Raw genomic sequence first — 18819 nt, 5'->3', positions numbered from 1 at the left:
ATAAAAACATTAAAATACGATATGAAGATTTTACTTTCACCTGCTAAAATGATGAGTTTAGAAACCAAAGCGAATTGGAAAGAGACAACTCCTCAATTTTTAGATCATTCACAAGAAATTATGAATGTTATGAAAGAAATGAATGCAACAGATTTAGAAAGTTTGATGAAAATTTCTAAAGACATTGCTGCAATGAATGTAGAACGTAATCTAGCTTGGAATATTAAACCTTCGTCAAAACAATCTCTTGCTGCAGCTTTGGCTTTTAAAGGTGAGGTTTATCGTGCATTGGATGCTGAAACGCTTTCGGAAGGTGCTCAGAATTATATGAGTAAAAATGTTTTTCTACTTTCTGGTTTATACGGAATGTTGCGTCCAACGGACAAAGTCATGTTATATCGTTTAGAAATGGGTTCTAAATTAGATGTTAATGGTTCTAAAAATCTTTATGGGTTTTGGAAAGACATTTTGACTCCTTTTTTCAATTCTAAACTTAGAAAAGACGAATTTATTTTAAATTTAGCAAGTAACGAATATGCTAAAGTTTTAGATAAAAAAGCGTTGAAAGTTCCTATGATTGAAGTTGAATTCCAAGATTATAAAGACGGGAAATTAAAGAAAATCATGATGTATTTTAAACATGCCCGTGGAGCAATGGCGCGTTATTGTGCTGAAAATAATGTACAAACGTTAGATGAGGTGAAGGCATTTAATGTAGATGGTTATCGTTTCGATGAGAATTTATCTAACGAAAATTTATTAATTTTTACACGTTAAAAACTCAATAATATAATTCAATAAAAAAGACTGCTTTACGGCAGTCTTTTCTTATTTTAGTTATCAAATTATGATTAGAGAGAATTTTCAATTACCATTTAAAATCAAGTTTTCAATTGGTCGAATTATTGATGAGTTAGAATCGTCAGAAGTTAATTTTGATGACTTCAAAACAATTGTAGATCATATAAAAACAATTGCTCCAGAGTTAATTGAAGGGGTAGAATCTATTCAAGAATTTGAATCAAAATTGAATATCATAGCGCCAATTATTGAAAGTATAATGCCTAAATATTTAATGAGAAACACATTGAAAGCTTTGAGTTTTCCGTTAATTGATAAATTTTACTTCCCAAGCGATGATTTAAAAGCGATTATTCAAGATCAAGGAACTACCTTTAAATTGTTTTTTAATGACTATACTGAAGAAAATTTTTATAAAATATGTTGTTGTTTTATACTTTCTAAATATTATAAAGTTAACATAGAATTAGATCATACAAATTTATTGGAAATCGATAATGGAAAAGGTTTTCTAACGTATTTGACTGTGTTGTATAGTTTTGAATATCTAGAAATTTTTCCACAAAATTCTACCTACGATTTATCAGAAGAACAAATTGATGTGTTGCTAAATAATTACGAAAATACCGAGTTGTGGTATAAATATTTTCCAATTAACTCCTGGGTAATTAAAGGAATTGTTTTAGCTACGATGTTTGATAATACTCCGCATATTGCACTTTCTAATCTAAAAACAAGACTTTTAACTTACAGAGAAACATCTGAGCAGATTAATCAAGATGTAATCAATTCTTTTAAATCAATATTCAGGTTATCTGATTTAGAAATTGGATTTTCTTCATTTAATTCGGAAGTCAATGCAATCATCGATTTTCAGATGCCGATCATGACTAAAAGTTTGGTTTTAAATGATTCGAAAATTTTATATATCGGCAATTTATTTTGTAATGCAAATTCTACTAATCATGATGATTATTTTGTGATTTCTAATGCAGAATCCTACTTAAAAAATAATCCCGATGATCTTTTAGCGAAAAATTTAATGGCCAATGGTTTTAATAGTATTATCATGTATCCTCTACGAAAAAATGGAGAATTTTTAGGGATTTTAGAAATCGTATCTTCAAAAGTAGGAGCTTTTAATCGTATCAATGCCAATCAAATTCGTGAGATACTTCCGTTGATAGAAGATTCACTTTTTAGATATTATAATGAATTTGATCATCAAGTAAATTCTTTTATCCAAACCGAATATACTTCATTGCATCCAAGTGTCGAATGGAAATTTAAGAAGCGAGCAAAAGAAGTTATTTTAAATCCAGATTCTTTTCAAAAGAATTTTAAAATTAAGTTTCAAGATGTGTATCCGATGTATGGAGAAATTGACGTTCGCGGTTCATCATTTCTACGCAACCAATGTATGAAGATTGATTATACGAATCAGCTAAATTTTTTAATTAAAATTTGTGATGAATTATTTCAACGATCAAAAGATTCAAAGTTTTTAGATTTTATTGTTCAACTTAAAGATTTTCTAAAGAGAATTGAACATGTCGATAAAATTTACTTTGAACGAGAAATTTTTGAATTTATTACAATGAAAATTCATGCTGAAATTCCGAAATATACCAAAGAAAATGACCAATCAATTATAGCTGAATATCTTGGGAAATTAGATCCAATTACGGGATTATATTATATAGAACGTAAGAAATTTGATCATTCTATTTTTAGGTTAAATGAAGTTTTATCATCTAAATTAGATACTTACCAAATTGAAGCACAATCTATTTTTCCACATTATTACGAACGTTTCAAAACAGATGGAATTGATTTTAATTTATATGTAGGGAAATCCATCGATTTGAAAAAAGATTTCTCGTATCAAGAGGTTAAAGCCATTCGATTTTGGCAATTACAAGCTATGATTGCGATGGAACAACAATACAATTTGTTAAGACCAAATTTAGAAATCGATTTGCAAGTTGCATCGTTAATTTTAGCTACAAATTTGAGTTTGGATATTGTTTTTAAAATGGACGAAAAGCGCTTTGATGTTGATGGATATAATAATGCGAAATACGAAATTATAAAGAAAAGAATCAATAAAGCGTTTATTAAAGATTCTAACGAACGAATTAATATTCCAGGAAAATTATGTGTGATTTATACAGATGATTATTTAAAAAATGAATATTCAATTTACATCAAAGAACTCATTAAAAAAGGATATTTAATTGATGAAATTGAATATTTGGAAGTTGGCGATATGCAAGGAATTGGCGGTTTATTGGCAATTCGTGTTCCAATAAATTATGATAATTTAATTGTGAAATTCGATTAATAATTCATAAATAAAGCAATTCCAAAAGCTAAAACAGAAAGTATTGTTCCGATCATAAAAATCGTATAAGTAATGCTTAATAAACGATACTTTCTTTCTAAAACTTTTCCTAAATAAAATAAATCTCTGGTCAAAGAATTGTATACATAATCACGATCTTTCATCAATTCATTCATTGCTTCTTCATAAGTATCAAGCGACATTTGGTAGAAGTTTCCAAAGAATAAAAGATTTACTTTTCTCTTCTTTAAATCGTCTGCTGTAAAATTTTCGTACGTAACATTAGGTTTCGTAGAAAGTATAGCAAAGATGATAGAAGTAACACTTGCAATTAATAAAACACAAGAAGGTATAATTAAATATTCATTTTTTGGCGCTGATAATTTAGGAATTAAGGTAGATAAAGCAATCGAAATAATAATTGCATTGACAGATAATAAAATATTTGCTTTAGAATCTGCAATATCACTTAATCTGGTGTGATTGTTCAATGTAACTCTGAAAAGTGTATCGACACCACGATCCATTTGTTGGATTTTGTCGTATTTCTTCTTTTTTAATTCGTATTTATTAATGGATTCACCAACCAATTCAATTTCGTTTATTTTACTTTGAATTGCAATCAAGTTAATATCCTTTTGATTTTGCCACAATTCTTTAGCTGCATCAGTATAATAACGATGTTGATTAATAAAAAAATCTCGATTTTCTTGGTGCCAATCATTATCTGAAAATTCTTTGTTATGAACTTTTTTAATTTCTATTCGTAACAATTCAGCGAATTTATTGTATTCAGAATGTCCTAAATGGAAAGAATCAGCATCTCTCATTATTGATTCAGAAATGTTTTGTGGTTCGTTGTTTAAATTGGTAACTAAGATTAAACTTTCAATTTCATTAATACTTTCTTCAGAAAATAAATTTTCAGTTAAATAACGTTTTGCAATCTCAACACTATATTTTTCGTGTTCATTGACAGAAACGGTATAACCTGTGTCGTGTAACCATGCAGCTATTATGATATTTTGTGTTTGTTTTTCGTCTAAATCATATTTATTTATCAAAGATTTTGCAGCTTCAACAACCATTGTCGTATGCATAAAATTATGATAAGTGTAATTAAAAGAAAGGTTATCTTTGAATAATTTAAAAACGTAATTTTCTACTTTTTGTAGCTGATTAATCATGGTACAAATTTTATTTTTAAAAGTATGAAAAATCTCCTAAGCCTAAATAATATAAATAAAAATACTCCTCTTTATCTCTTATTGGGATCTACTTTAATACTTGCTTCGTGTGCAACAAACAAAGTGCAGTTTGGTAAAAATTTGAAGGATAACCCGATTGAAAATGTAAAAGGAAAAAAAATACAATCTTTTTACTTAATTGGTGATGCGGGTAATTTAGATTTACCCGAAAATCAGAACAATTTTAATATATTAAAAAACGATTTAATTAAAGCAGATTCAGCTTCGTATTTAATTTTCTTAGGAGATAATATTTATCCTAATGGATTAAATCCAAATAAAGATTCTGAAGAAAATGTTTTAGGTCGTAAAAAGTTAGATGTACAATTAGAATTAGCTAAAAACTTTAAAGGTAAAACTCTGTTCGTACCAGGAAATCATGATTGGTACAGTGGTTTGGATGGATTAAAAGCCCAAGAAAAATATTTAAAAGATAATTTTAAACAAAAAAAATTATTCTTACCCAAAGATGGTTGCGGAATTGATAAGATCAAAGTCAACGATTCTATTGGTATTATCACTTTAGATTCTCAATGGTATTTAGAAGATTGGGATCAACATCCTGGAATCAATGAAAAGTGTGATATTAAAACTAAAGAAGCATTTTTTGATGAATTCGAGTCGCAACTTAATAAATTCCAAAATAGAACAACGCTTTTAGTAGTTCATCATCCATTGGTAACAAATGGTTCACATGGAGGTAAATATAGTTTTAAACAACAATTATTTCCTTTTGATAATAATGTGCCATTACCAGTTGTTGGTAGTTTCCTTAATTTGATTCGCGCCACATCAGGTTTAAGTCCACAAGATGTACAAAACTCTATTTATAGAAATTATGCTTCACGCATTAATACTTTGTTGCAAGACAGAGAAAATGTTGTCGTAGTATCAGGTCATGATCATAATTTACAATATGTTCAGCAAAATAATTTAAGACAAATTATTAGCGGTTCAGCTTCTAAAGCACAGGCAGCAAAAGCAGTTGGTAAAAATGATTTTTCCTTAGGGAAAAAGGGTTATGCAATTTTAGATGCTTATGATAATGGAGCAACTCAGATACGTTTTTTTGAATTTAAAGAAAACGATTCTAAATTAATTTTATCAAAGAAAGTAAATCCAGAAAAGAAAGTTTATGTTGATCCAGGACATGAAAATTCTTTCGAAGGTATTACCAAAGCTTCAGTCTATACGAAAGACATGACGAAAAAAAATGACATCTATAAATTCTTTTTTGGTCGTCATTTTCGTAGTATTTATAGTAAAGAAATAGCTGTTGAATCTGCTAATCTTAATAATATTTATGGTGGTTTAACTCCAATCAGAATGGGAGGAGGACATCAAACAAATTCTTTGCGTTTAGCTGATAAAGAGAACAGAGAGTATAATATGCGTGCCGTTAAAAAAAGTGCAACAAGGTTTATACAATCTGTCGCTTTCAAAAATGAATATGTGGTAGATGAATTTGAAAATACATTTACTGAAAAGTTTTTGATGGATTTTTATACCACTACAAATCCATATTATCCATTGGTTATTCCTCCAATGCAAGAAAAACTAGGAATTTTACACGCACAACCCAAATTATATTATATCCCAAAACAAACTGCACTTAAAGAGTATAATGAACGTTTTGGGGATGAACTTTATATGATAGAGGAACGTCCGATGGTAGAACATCGAGATAAAAATCGTTTTGGATCTCCAAATGATATCATCAGTACGGATGATATGTTAGCGAACATACAAAAAAGTAAAAATATATATGTAGACAAAGATTCATATATGAAAGCTCGACTTTTTGATATGTTAATTGGCGATTGGGACAGACATTCAGATCAATGGCGTTGGGCAGAATTTCAAAAAGGTGAAGATCTTGTTTACTATCCAGTTCCTCGTGATAGAGATCAGGCATTTCCTCGTTACGACGGTTTATTTTTTAAAGCAATAATGGGAATTCCCCCTCTTAGACATATGCAAGATTTTAAGGATGATATAAAAAGTGTAAAATGGTTTAATCGTGAACCATATCCGCTTGATTTATCAATTTTAGAAGCATCTGATTTAGAAGCATGGAAGGTTCAAGCCAAATTTATTCAAGATAATTTAATCGAAGAAGTTATTAGAAAATCTTTCGAAAATCTTCCAAACGAAGTTAAGAATGAATATGACAATGAGGTAATTGAAAATATTATAGCTCGAAAAAATAAATTACAAGATTTCGCCGAGCAATATCACAAAGTCTTATCAAAAATTGTTATTTTAAAAGGAACAAATGAGAAAGATGAAGTTATTGTAACTCGCTTACCAAAGGGTAAAACGCAAGTGAAAATATTTTCTGGTGATGATAAAAAATTGATATTAGATCATGTTTTTGATAAACAATTAACGAAGGAGATTCGAATTTATGGTTTAAATGATACCGATAAATTTATTGTAGAAGGTAAGCCAACGAATCCGATTAAAGTTCGTTTAATTGGCGGAATTGATGATGATATTTATGAAGTTAAAAAGTATAGAAACGTTAATGTTTACGATTATAAAAATGGAAATTCGACTGAAGCTTCCTCTTTTTTAACTCAAAAGAAATTAGTGAACGATTACGAGATAAATACCTATGATTATAAAATGCCAATGTATAATGTTTTTACAATGTTGCCTAATATTGGATACAATCCTGATGATGGATTAAAAATAGGTTTATCACCGACTTATACATTCAATGGTTTTGATCGTAAACCATTTTCATCTCGTCATACTTTAAAGTTAAATTACTTTTTTGCAACAGAAGGTATAGAGGCAAATTATAAAGGAACATTTATTAAAGCATTTGGAAAATGGAATTTAGACATTAATGGTCGATACACTTCGCCAGCGTTCAGTACTAATTTCTTCGGTTTAGGTAACAATACTCCTAATCATCAGAAACAATTAGGTATGAATTATAACCGAGTTCGTCAACAGAGTTACGAATTAGGACCATCTTTATATAAAATCTTCAGAAATGAAGGCCGAATGGATTTATTCGCGAATTATAAATTTATAAAAGTAGAAGATAATCATGATCGTATCGTGGCTGTTTCTCCAGATGTTAGTAATGAGGTTTTTAGAGGACAAAATTTTACTGAAATCGGTGCAAATTATTTATTCAGAAATTACGATAACGAATCTTTACCAACTTTAGGTATGACATTTTTGGCTCATGCAAAATGGGTTACAAATAACGAAAAGTTAGAAAATAATTTTATTTTTTCTGAAGTTAATCTTGGATTTACACATAAACTTTCTGCAAATGGTAGATTGACAGTTGCTTCCATGTTAAAAGGTAAAGCTATTTTTGGTAATGGATATGAATTTTATCAGGGTGCAATCTTAGGAGGCGATCAAGATTTACGTGGTTACCGTAATGGTAGATTTGTAGGAGATAGAACACTTTTACATACTTCTGATATCCGAATGGATTTACTTAAAATCAAAGCAGGTGTGCCTATGAGATTAGGTTTATATGCTGGTTTTGACTACGGTAGAGCTTGGTATGATGAGGAAGTAAACAATAAATGGCACTCTTCATATGGAAGTGGAATTTGGTTAAACGGAGCTCAAATGATTACGGCTCGTGTTTCATATTTTAAAGGATCTGACCCAGGTCGAATTGTATTTGGTTTAAATTTTGGTTTTTAGCTAAAAAAGTGTTAAAATTGTTAATAATAAATAAACGTATTGTTCGTTTATTTATCACACTAATAATTAACACACTAATATGATAAAATTACTCTACTTTAGGGTGGTGCTTATACTTCTTACTTGTATAAGCACTATTCCTGTATTTAGTCAAGACACGGGGAACCCTTTCTCTATCAGTGTCTGTTCTGCAGAAGAAATTACCGGTATTGTGATTCAGCCTGTACCAGGTATTAATGTACGATCTACATGTTCTACAGGATATACGGATAGAATACAATTTCGTGTCGTGAAAATTAGAAGGGCAGGTACTTTCACCTTTCAAATTACTCCAGAAGATCCAGGTGTAGATTATGATTTCTTATCTTGGAAATTATCTCCAGGACATGCTAATTATAATGATTTTAACGTAGAAAACGTTGAGACAATTCCACTTGCTACTTATAATCGTCTACCTCCAGCAGATAGAGGAAATAGAAATACAGCTGGCCAAGGTAGAACAGTAGGTCTTAGACTTAATGCACCAACATTATGCCGTGGAGTAGAAGGTGATGGATTAGAAAGACACTATGATACAGAGGTTGGAGACATCATTATCATAGGTATTGATAACTTTGGAAATGGTGATGGGTCAGGAATGGGATTTGGTGGTACATCTGAATTAGACTGTGCTGTTAAAGAGTACGAGTGTATTGATGAAGTAACAAATTTAGCTACTTTCGATTTAGATAGTTATGTTGATGAATTACGTACTCCTAATACGAATTACAATTATCATTTTTATGAAACTGAACAACACGCTAATACAAACTTACCTGAAAATAGATTAACTGAGCATATTTTACAATTACCTTATTCAGAGACAGGGAAAGATGTTTTCTTAACTTTTGAATTACCTAATGGAAATTTAGATATTGTTAAGTTGACGCTTATCGGGTTAAAACCATTAAGATTAGAGGAAGATATTATTTATGGATGTTTTGCTGGAGAAAATCCACAAACAGGTGTTGCTTTAGGAACATTTAATCTTGCGGAAGCTATTCCACAACAATTTTTAGATGATCAATTAGTAAGCATTAAATTCTATAGATCTTTAGCGCAAGCTGAAGCAAATGGAACTGCTGGGTTAATTGCAAGAAATCAGTGGGCAAATCATAATGGTATTAATGGTACATATTACGTTCGTCTAGAGTATGATTTAGGTGAAGGAAATTTAAAATGTACTAAAATTTTACCAGTTCGTTTAGAAATTGTTCGTGTTGAACTTTTACAAACAGAAAAAGATTTAGACGTATGTTATGGTGATATCATCAACTTAACTGAATACGAATCTTATTTTGCTGCGGAAGGTTCAAACTATGATTTTAAATATTATGTAGGAAATACATTAATTACAAATCCTTCTAGCTACGAAGTTATGGATTCAGGTAGAATTCGTGTCGTAGTAGGAAAAGGAAGTTGTACTTCAGAAGCATTTATAGATATCAATGTATTAGAGACTCCAATTGTTGAGTTTTACGACACTTTTACTGTTTGTGATTCTGATTTTAATGGAAGTTACGAGATTGATTTAGACGATATCAGAACTTACTTAGGAAATAACATCGGTGAGTATGATTTTACATTTTACTTATCTGAAGATGACGCGAACAACCAAACAAATCCAGTAGACGGAGGAATTGTTCAAGTGCCAATCGGTCAATCTTTATGGGTAAGAGCTAGTAACGATGGTAGATGTTTTAGTATTGGTGAAGTTCCAGTTCAAATGGGAGAAGCTATTACTTTTACAGAACCTACAGCTGCAATCGAAGAATGTATCAATCCAGAAGGAACTACATTTAATTTATCAAATGTATTGCCGCAGTTGGCTTTACCAACAGGTGTTACTGTAAAATATTTCCCAACGAGAGAAGATGCTATTGCATTAACTAATGAAATTACAAATCCAACAACTTGGACAACGACAGAAACATCAGGAACTTTATATCTTCATTTATCAGAAGAAGGTAAATGTGATGCTATTGTTCCATTCCAATTCATAGCAATTGATTTACCAACGATAGAAGTTGTTGAAGAAGTTGTATTCTGTGAGGGAGAAACATTCTCTTTAGATTTATCAGCTTATGCAAATTATACTTTCACAATTTCTGGAAATGTAGTTGAGGTTAGTGATAAGGTTTATCAATTTTCTGAAGCGGGAACTTACACAATTACAGTTACTACCGCTTCAGGTTGTACAAATATTTACAACTTCGTTGTAACAATTGTTCCAGTACCAACATTCACTCCATTTGATGCGATCCAAGTTTGTGATGATAATTTTGATGGTCAATATGAAATCAATTTATCACAAATCAGAACATTAGCTCAAGCTAACGTTGGTAATGCTTATACAATTAAATTATATGCAACAGAAGCTGACGCAAATGCGGATACGAATGAATTAACTGGAGATGTTTTCATAGTTACTACTTTACCATCAAAAGTTTGGATCAGAGCTAATTCACAAGGTGAATGTTTTGGAGTTTCTTCAATTGATGTAATCGCAGGACAAGAAGTTGCTTATACAGCTACTAACCAAGTTTTAGAAGTTTGTGAAGTAGAAGGTTCTACAACAGTTGAATTAAACTTAACTTCTATGGCTCCGTTATTTAACGTAGCGAATGGAGTTGTGATTAAATATTTCACTTCTTTAGAAGATGCACAAGCAAATACAAATGTAATTGCAAATCCAGCAGCATACACAACTGCTGAAACAGCAGGAATAATTTATGTTCGATTCGAACAAGAAGGATTCTGTGCAGCAATTACATCATTCAATTTTGTAGTAAATCCATTACCAGTGGTTGATGTTGTTCCATCAGTTACAATTTGTGAAGGTGAAGTTTATATTTTAGATTTATCTTCTTACACAAATTATACTTTTACAGTTTCTGGAAACGCAGTAGAAATTAGAAATAAAGTTTATCAATTATCTGAAACTGGAAATTATACAATTACAGTTACAACTGCATCTGGATGTGAAAGAGAGTATGTATTAGAATTAAATGTTACGACAAAACCAGTTTTCACAGCAATTAATTCTATTGAATTATGTGATGACAATTTTGATGGACAATTTGTTGCTGATTTAGTTCAATTAAGAGCTATTGCACAAGCAAATGTTGGTAACCAATTCGAGATTAAATTATATGCAACAGAAGCTGATGCAAATGCAGGTACAAATGAATTAACTGGAGATGAGTATATCTTTACAAATTTACCAGGTAAAATTTGGATTAGAGCAAATGCAATAGGTGAGTGTTTCACAATAACATCTGTAGATTACATTGCAAATGATGCAGTGGTATTTACACCAACATCACAAACATTAGAAGTATGTGAAGTTGAAGGTGGAACGGTGTTGAATTTAACGTCTATGGCATCATTCTTTAATGTTGCAAATGGTGTTACGATTAAATACTTCACTTCATTAGAAGATGCACAAGCGAATACAAATGCAATTGCAAACCCAGCGGCATTTACACCAGCTGATAATGCAGGAATTATTTATGTTCGTTTTGAGCAAAATGGATTCTGTCCAGCAATCACATCGTTCAATTATTTAATTAACGAGTTACCAGAAATTACAATCGATGCGGCTGTTGAAATCTGTGAAGGAGAAACTTATGTATTAGATTTATCTGCTTACACAGCCTATACAATCACAGTGACAGGAGGAACGGTAAATATTATTAGACCAAATGTTTTTGAATTATCATCAACAGCTACTTATACAATCAATGTTGTAACTGCTTCTGGATGTACTAAAGTGTACACAATTGATGTTACAGTTAATCCGCTTCCAGTATTTACAAATGTTAATACATACAATGTTTGTGATACAAATGTAGATGGTGATTACGAATTAGATTTAGTTGCATTATCTGGTGTAGTTTTAGAAAATTATTCAGGAATTACTTTAGGATTCTACGCGACTGAAGCTGATTTATTAGCAGGTAGAAATGAAATTACATCTGATGTATATTTAACACGTTTACCAGCTCAAATTTGGGTAAAAGCAACTACTGCTGCAGGATGTTTTGTTCACAAAGCAATTACGCTTGTAGAAGGAAATGCAATTAATATTGCACCAGCAAATAGACCATTAGAAATTTGTGAAGGTCCAAATGGAGTGAATGAATTTGATTTAACTTTAATTAGACCACAGTTTAATGTTCCAAGTGGATATATTTTATCTTACTTCCCAACATTAGCTGACTTACAAAATGGAACTAATGAAATCTTAAATCCAACGGTTTGGACTACATCTACAAGAAGAGGAACGATCTTCGTGAAATTTGAAGCAGCTGGATTATGTCCAGGATATTCAACTTTCGAATATGTTGTAAATGAAAATCCAGCGATTGAATTAGAAGACAAATACTACATCTGTGAAGACGAAGAATTTGTATTAGATTTATCTCGTTACTCTAATTATACAATTACTTTAACTGGTGAAAATGTGGTAAACTTAGGAAATAGAAAATTTAGATTATCTACATTCGGTATGTACACTGTAAACGTTACAAACGCTTCAGGATGTACAACAGAATATACTTTTGAATTAGCTAATTTCCCACCACCAGTTGTTTCTGAAATTATCGTTGCAGCTAATACAATTACTGTTAATGTAGTTCGTGATCCTAGCTATACTCCAGGATTATTACAATACTCTTTAGATGGTATCAATTACCAAACGTCTAACGTATTAGATATTCCACAAAGAGGTAGAAGCTATGACATCTACGTTAAAGTAGGAAATTGTGTTTACATGATTCAAACAGTAGAGGTAATTGATATTCCTACATTCTTCTCACCAAATAACGATGGTATGAATGATGTTTGGAGAATTAAACCGATCTTGTTAAGTCAAAATGTGGATGTAAAAATCTTCGATCGTTTTGGTAAAATTCTTTACGAACAAAACGATAACCAAGACATCAAATGGGATGGTAAAGTAAATGGTAAACCATTACCAACTACAGATTACTGGTTCACAATTGATATTGTTGGTGACGGAGTTGTACAAGCAATTAAATTTACAGGAAGCATAACTTTAAAAAATAAAGAATAAGCAATCCTAATATGAAAAAAGGTCGGTTTAAAAACCGACCTTTTTTATGCAAAATTGTAAATGAAAAAAACCTCATCCATTGGATGAGGTTTTTTTTATAGTTAGTTCTTCAGATTATTCTTCAGATAATTCTAACCAACGAAATTCTTTTTCTTCAATTTCGTCTACTATTTTTTGTAATTCTTCGCCAATAGTTGCAATCTTATCATAAGCTAAATTTGGATCAGAAAGTAAGTTTGTTAACTCTTCTTTTTTAGCTTCTAATACTGGTAAATCTTTATTGATTTGCTCCAATTCTCGTTGCTCTTTGTAAGATAATTTACGAGGTTTATTATCGCTAATTTTTGGTTTTTCAGTCACCTTTTCAGCAATGATAATTTCTTCTTCAATTTTCTTTTCTGTCGTCTCAGGCTTGTTTTTATTTTCGATATGGAATTCGGTGTAAGTTCCCATGTAGCGAGATATTTTACCTTCTCCTTCAAAAATCATTAATTCATCAACCACCTTATCCATAAAATAACGGTCGTGAGAAACCACTAATAAACAACCTTGGTATTCTTCTAAGAAACTTTCTAATACGGTTAAAGTAGGTAAGTCTAAATCATTTGTTGGCTCATCTAAAATCAAGAAATTAGGATTTTTATACAGAATTGCCAATAATTGTAAACGTTTCTTTTCGCCACCACTTAATTTAGAAATATAAGTATGTTGTGTTTCTGGCGAAAACAAGAACATCTCTAAAAATTGTTCAGCACGCATTTCTTTCCCATTAGAAAGTGGAAAGAAATCTGCAATATCTTTTACGAATTCTATTACACGAACATCATCTTTAAATTGAATTCCTTCTTGTTTAAAATGTCCAATATTTAACGTGTCACCACGTTCGATATTTCCTGAATCAGGAGTTTCAATTCCTTCTAACATTTTAAGAAATGTTGTTTTTCCAACTCCATTTTTTCCAACTAAACCAATTTTACCACCACGGGCAAAAATATAAGAGAAATTGTCTAAAATTTTCTTTTGTCCAAAAGCCTTTGAAACATTTTCCATCTCGATGATTTTCTGACCTAAACGAGTCATCACCATCTCTAATTTTACTTTTTGATCTACTATTTTATGCTTTGCAGCTTTTTCAGTATCATAAAAAGCATCAATTCTCGATTTAGATTTTGTTGTTCGTGCTTTTGGCTGACGACGCATCCACTCAATTTCCTTACGGTATAAGTTTTTTGCTTTATCTATAGATGCGTTTTGATTGTCGATACGTAACGCTTTATTGGTAATATAAGTTTCGTAATTTCCTGAATGTACGTACAATGTTTTGTCTTCCATTTCCAAGATTTTTGTACAAATAGCATCTAAGAAATATCGGTCGTGCGTTACTAAAATCAACGTTTTGTTTTCCTTATTCAAGAAATATTCTAACCATTCAACCATCTCAATATCTAAATGGTTGGTTGGCTCATCTAAGATTAAAAGTACATAACCTTTTTCAAAACTTAAATCAATTAAAAATTTAGCTAAAGAAATACGTTTACGTTGACCACCAGAAAGTTTACCAATGTTTTGATCTAAGAAATCAATTTTTAATTTGGATAAGATTTCTTTAATTACTGGTTCTACTTTCCAAGCATCTAAAACGTCCATTTTAGCCATTAAATCAATCAATTCTGGGTTAGATGGATCATTTTCCAACATCATATCGTATTGACGAACAACATCTAAAACTTCGTTTGAATGATTAAATATATATTCTTCAGCTTTTAAATTTGGATCGAAATCATCACTTTGATCTAACATTAATATTTTAACCCCTTTTCCTGGGCGAACTTCACCAGAATCAGGTGTTTCTAATCCTGCTAAGATTTTTAATAATGTCGATTTTCCACTTCCGTTTTTTGCAACGAATGCAATTTGGTCGCCTTCGTTAACGTGGAAGTTTACATCGTGAAATAAAGTTCGGATTCCGTATGATTTTGTTAGATTTTCAACTGTAAGAAAATTCATGATAATTGCTTAATATTTAATTCAAAGTAGTTTAATTCTTACTTTAAATGTTAGAATAGCCAAAGATAATACAAAGCAATTTGAAAAGTTGTTTTTAAATTAGTGAAATAAAAAATCCTGAAACTATTTATAATTTCAGGACTTCCAATTTTATAGGTCATAATGAATGACCGCATAGTTCAATGTTAATATTTTTTATCGATAATATCCATTGTATTTTCAATCGATTGCTTCATTATTTGTGCCAAATAATCTGAAGTTAAGGTTTCATAAGAATCTTCGATGTATTTTGTGCCAGCTATTGATTCTGAGAATTTTAAAATTTCGTGTTTAGAATTTAATATATAAATGTAAACATAAGTTTTAGCGACATATTGGTTATGATCTTCTTCGTTGTAATCAAAGCCATTTTTTACATTGATTAAAATTAAATCATCTTGTTCGAAATTATTTTTTAAATCTTTAAAATCGATAAGATTCTTTACATTTTGCTTGTTGATTGTTTCGTCAGGAAAATCAATATTTTTAAAATTATCAATTATGGTAAAAGTGTATTTGTTGTCGTCTAAAATTTTAATTGTGTTGGTTTTAACCACATCATATACATCAAAATTCTTTTTGAGGTTTTGAATTTTATGAATTAGATTTTTAGTTTTTTCAGAATGATCTTTTTGTAAAGATTCAGATTGAAAAAAAGTTAACGAATCGATTTGAATTATAACTCCAGGATTATTCACTGGAACATCTATGGCATATTCATACGACAATTCTGTGTCTGCATTTAATGACTTATTTTCAAGAGTAACTTCTTGTTTTTCTTTTTTACATCCATTAAATAATAAAGATGTAAAACCTATTATTATAAAAAATCTTAACATATACAACCAACTTACTGTATTAAAGTTAGTTAAAAAAATGTTTAAATTATAATTATAATTTTGAAATATTAAATTTATTTACTCCAATAAATTTTAATGAAGTATTTGATTGCACTATTATTTTTAGCATTTTTTTCTTGTAATACCACAGATAAAAAATTGAATGAAGCTCTACAAGGAACTTGGATAATGTTTGATAATCCAGACTATTATAAAGATAAGGAAATGGAAGAACCATTGCCAGAACCTTTGCCTCATTTTAGAAATCCAGTTTACAGTTTCGAAGGAGATTCTATTTATAATTCGAATTCGTATTTTTATTATGATGGTGAGAAAGATTCAATAGAATATTTTGGAGATTATTCTACGTTTGAAATTAAAAATTCAATTATTTATTATGAATATCCAAAGAATAATAAAATGGAGCCTATCTTGAAGATAAATAAGGTAACTAAAGACACGATTTTTTCTGAAGGATATTTATTAGTTCGCCAAAAAGTTAATACCAATCTTTTGGACTATGATGAGATTCGATTTTCTGAGACTAATTATAATGGAGCTACAGTTCGAGTGAAATTTTCATTAAAGAAGAACGGTTCAATTGAATATAAAAAATTTCGATACGATGATTTAATAAGAAATGAGAAAGCACAAGTAAATAAAGCTTATCTAAAATTAATTCTGCAAAAAGTTGATGCAATAGATTTTACATTACCAAAAAAAGTAAAAAATGAATTCATAATCTGTGGTAAATCAACTAATAAAATAGAATTTTATAAAAATAATAAACTGGTACACAAAGATGATTTGGATGATGAAATTTCTCCAACTTACTATGATTTAATTAATCGTTTATCTACAATTAATCATTATTTAGAAAATATAAAGCCTATCAAATAGGAAAACGCAACTCGATTGAGTTGTGTTTTTTTATTAATAATTTTCTTCATCATCGTCCATAGTTTTGGCAATTTTTTCAATATTTAAGCTTTTTGCCATCGCATCAAAAATTTCTTTGTAGGTACCATTCATTTTATAAACTTCATCATGCGTACCGTCTTCTACAACTTCGCCTTGTTTCATCACATACGTATAATCGGCATCAATAATTTGGGAAATACTGTGAGAAATAATAATAACTGTACGACCTTTTTTAATTGCATCTAAACTATTTTTTATCTGTTCCGTTGCAATTGCATCCAAACTCGCAGTAGGTTCATCTAAAAAGATAATTGGTGGATTTTTCAGGAACATTCTTGCGATTGCAATACGTTGTTGTTGACCACCCGAAAGCAATAATGCTTTGGATTGATAACCTTCTGGAAGTAATAAAATCTGATCATGTATATACGCTTTTCTTGCTGCATCAATAATTTCTTCTTCAGTTGCATCAATATTTCCGTAGCGTATATTTTCTTCAATACTACCGTTGAAAATATGATTTTTTTGTAGAACTAAACCAATATTTTCTCTTAAATATTTTGTGTCATATTCTTCAATATCGACTCCATCTAAATAAATTTTACCTTTGTTTGGAACATAAAATTTATCTAATAAATTGATCACAGTACTTTTTCCAGCGCCCGATAATCCTACCAATGCAGTAATTTTATTAGGCTGAATAGTCATATTAATATTTTTTAAGGCGTGTAATCCGTTGGGATAATAAAAATCTACATTTTCAATTTTAAATTCACCTTTTAATTCTGTTGGAATATATTTTCCTGATGTTTCAGTTTCTTCCTTAGCATTTATAATACTAAAAAAACTTTCAGAATAAATCATAGCGTCATTCATTTCATCATAAATTCGGTGTAATTGACGGATAGGAGCAGACACATTATTAAATAATAATATATGAAACATAATTGCACCAATTGTCATTTGATCATCTAAAACCAAATATGCTGTAAGAATGATGATAAGTACGACACCAATTTGTTCTATAAAGGTTTTGATTCCGTCATAAAAAAAACTTGTTTTACGAGTTTGTAATTGATTTTCGGTTAATTGATGCTGAATGTCTAATTGTTTTTTTGCTTCAATATTTTCACGATTGAACGATTTTATCACCGTTATAGAATCTATAATTCCGATAATTCCTTGCGATTTTTGTTCACGATAATTACGCAAATTTCTTCGCCAATCGCCTAATTTAACCGCTTGTCTTTGCGTAATCCAAAAATAAATTGGTATAATACAAAGTCCGACTAAACCAACGTAAACGTTAGCATTAAACATTAAAAATAAGGCAACGATAGAATTTGCAAAAAGTGGTAAAATATCGATAAAGAAATTCTGAACCAATCGAGTTAAACTTTCAATTCCACGATCAATTCTAGTTTGTAGTTTTCCAGATTGATTATCTTGATTCGTGTAAAAAGCCATACGATAAGTCAAGATTTTCTCGATAATGGCTTGTGCTAAATCCCTTGAAACATAAATGCGAAGTTTTTCTCCGAAATATTTTTGACCAAATGTGATAAAGAGATTTAAAATTTCTTTAACCAATAAAACGATTGAAATAAAGGTTAAAATTTTAAATCCGGCTTCTAATCCTTTTCCGGCTTCAACTAATTCGTTGACAGAATCTACCGTGTATTGTAAGATTAAAGCGTTTACCTGCGCAGCAAATGAACCTATAAGTGTTAAGGTTAAAGTGGCTATTACAAGTCTTTTATAGGGCCAAACGTATGGTTTTAGATTTTTAAATAATTCAGCTAAATTCATAAAGTAAAGTCTGTT

General features: G+C 30.1%; 9 protein-coding genes. 5 read left to right on the top strand and 4 right to left on the bottom strand.

Annotated elements, in window-relative coordinates; all coding sequences use genetic code 11:
- The first annotated feature begins 21 nt into the window (after positions 1-21).
- Positions 22-777 (top strand): peroxide stress protein YaaA, encoded by a 756-nt coding sequence (gene yaaA, locus J9309_RS13485; RefSeq protein ID WP_230476403.1) that lies wholly within the window; start codon positions 22-24, stop codon positions 775-777.
- Positions 778-847: 70 nt separating this feature from the next.
- Positions 848-3145 carry a hypothetical protein gene (locus J9309_RS13480; protein ID WP_230476402.1) on the top strand — a complete coding sequence of 766 codons (2298 nt, stop codon included), beginning with the start codon at positions 848-850 and terminating at the stop codon, positions 3143-3145.
- On the opposite strand, the gene J9309_RS13475 is transcribed toward J9309_RS13480, so the two are convergent.
- Positions 3142-4332 (bottom strand): Pycsar system effector family protein, encoded by a 1191-nt coding sequence (locus tag J9309_RS13475; protein ID WP_317192136.1) that lies wholly within the window; start codon positions 4330-4332, stop codon positions 3142-3144. The genes J9309_RS13480 and J9309_RS13475 overlap by 4 nt on opposite strands.
- Positions 4333-4356: 24 nt before the next feature.
- Between J9309_RS13475 and J9309_RS13470 the strand changes: the two genes are divergently transcribed.
- Both J9309_RS13470 and J9309_RS13465 read left to right on the top strand, forming a co-directional pair.
- Complete coding sequence (locus J9309_RS13470; protein WP_230476401.1) at positions 4357-8073, top strand: metallophosphoesterase; 3717 nt, start codon at positions 4357-4359, stop codon at positions 8071-8073.
- 211 nt (positions 8074-8284) lie between these two features.
- Complete coding sequence (locus J9309_RS13465) at positions 8285-13189, top strand: T9SS type B sorting domain-containing protein (RefSeq protein ID WP_230476400.1); 4905 nt, start codon at positions 8285-8287, stop codon at positions 13187-13189.
- Positions 13190-13303: 114 nt separating this feature from the next.
- On the opposite strand, the gene J9309_RS13460 is transcribed toward J9309_RS13465, so the two are convergent.
- Both J9309_RS13460 and J9309_RS13455 read right to left on the bottom strand, forming a co-directional pair.
- Positions 13304-15196 carry an ABC-F family ATP-binding cassette domain-containing protein gene (locus J9309_RS13460; RefSeq protein WP_230476399.1) on the bottom strand — a complete coding sequence of 631 codons (1893 nt, stop codon included), beginning with the start codon at positions 15194-15196 and terminating at the stop codon, positions 13304-13306.
- Positions 15197-15381: 185 nt separating this feature from the next.
- Positions 15382-16074 carry a hypothetical protein gene (locus J9309_RS13455; RefSeq protein WP_230476398.1) on the bottom strand — a complete coding sequence of 231 codons (693 nt, stop codon included), beginning with the start codon at positions 16072-16074 and terminating at the stop codon, positions 15382-15384.
- 96 nt (positions 16075-16170) lie between these two features.
- Between J9309_RS13455 and J9309_RS13450 the strand changes: the two genes are divergently transcribed.
- Complete coding sequence (locus J9309_RS13450; RefSeq protein WP_230476397.1) at positions 16171-16974, top strand: hypothetical protein; 804 nt, start codon at positions 16171-16173, stop codon at positions 16972-16974.
- A gap of 33 nt (positions 16975-17007) precedes the next feature.
- On the opposite strand, the gene J9309_RS13445 is transcribed toward J9309_RS13450, so the two are convergent.
- Positions 17008-18804 carry an ABC transporter ATP-binding protein gene (locus J9309_RS13445; RefSeq protein ID WP_230476396.1) on the bottom strand — a complete coding sequence of 599 codons (1797 nt, stop codon included), beginning with the start codon at positions 18802-18804 and terminating at the stop codon, positions 17008-17010.
- Positions 18805-18819: the final 15 nt, after the last annotated feature.

It is taken from the genome of Faecalibacter bovis (assembly GCF_017948305.1).
GTDB classification, from domain to species: domain Bacteria; phylum Bacteroidota; class Bacteroidia; order Flavobacteriales; family Weeksellaceae; genus Empedobacter; species Empedobacter bovis.
Note: the sequence above shows the minus strand (reverse complement) of the source record. Positions and strands in the feature narration are given on the sequence as shown.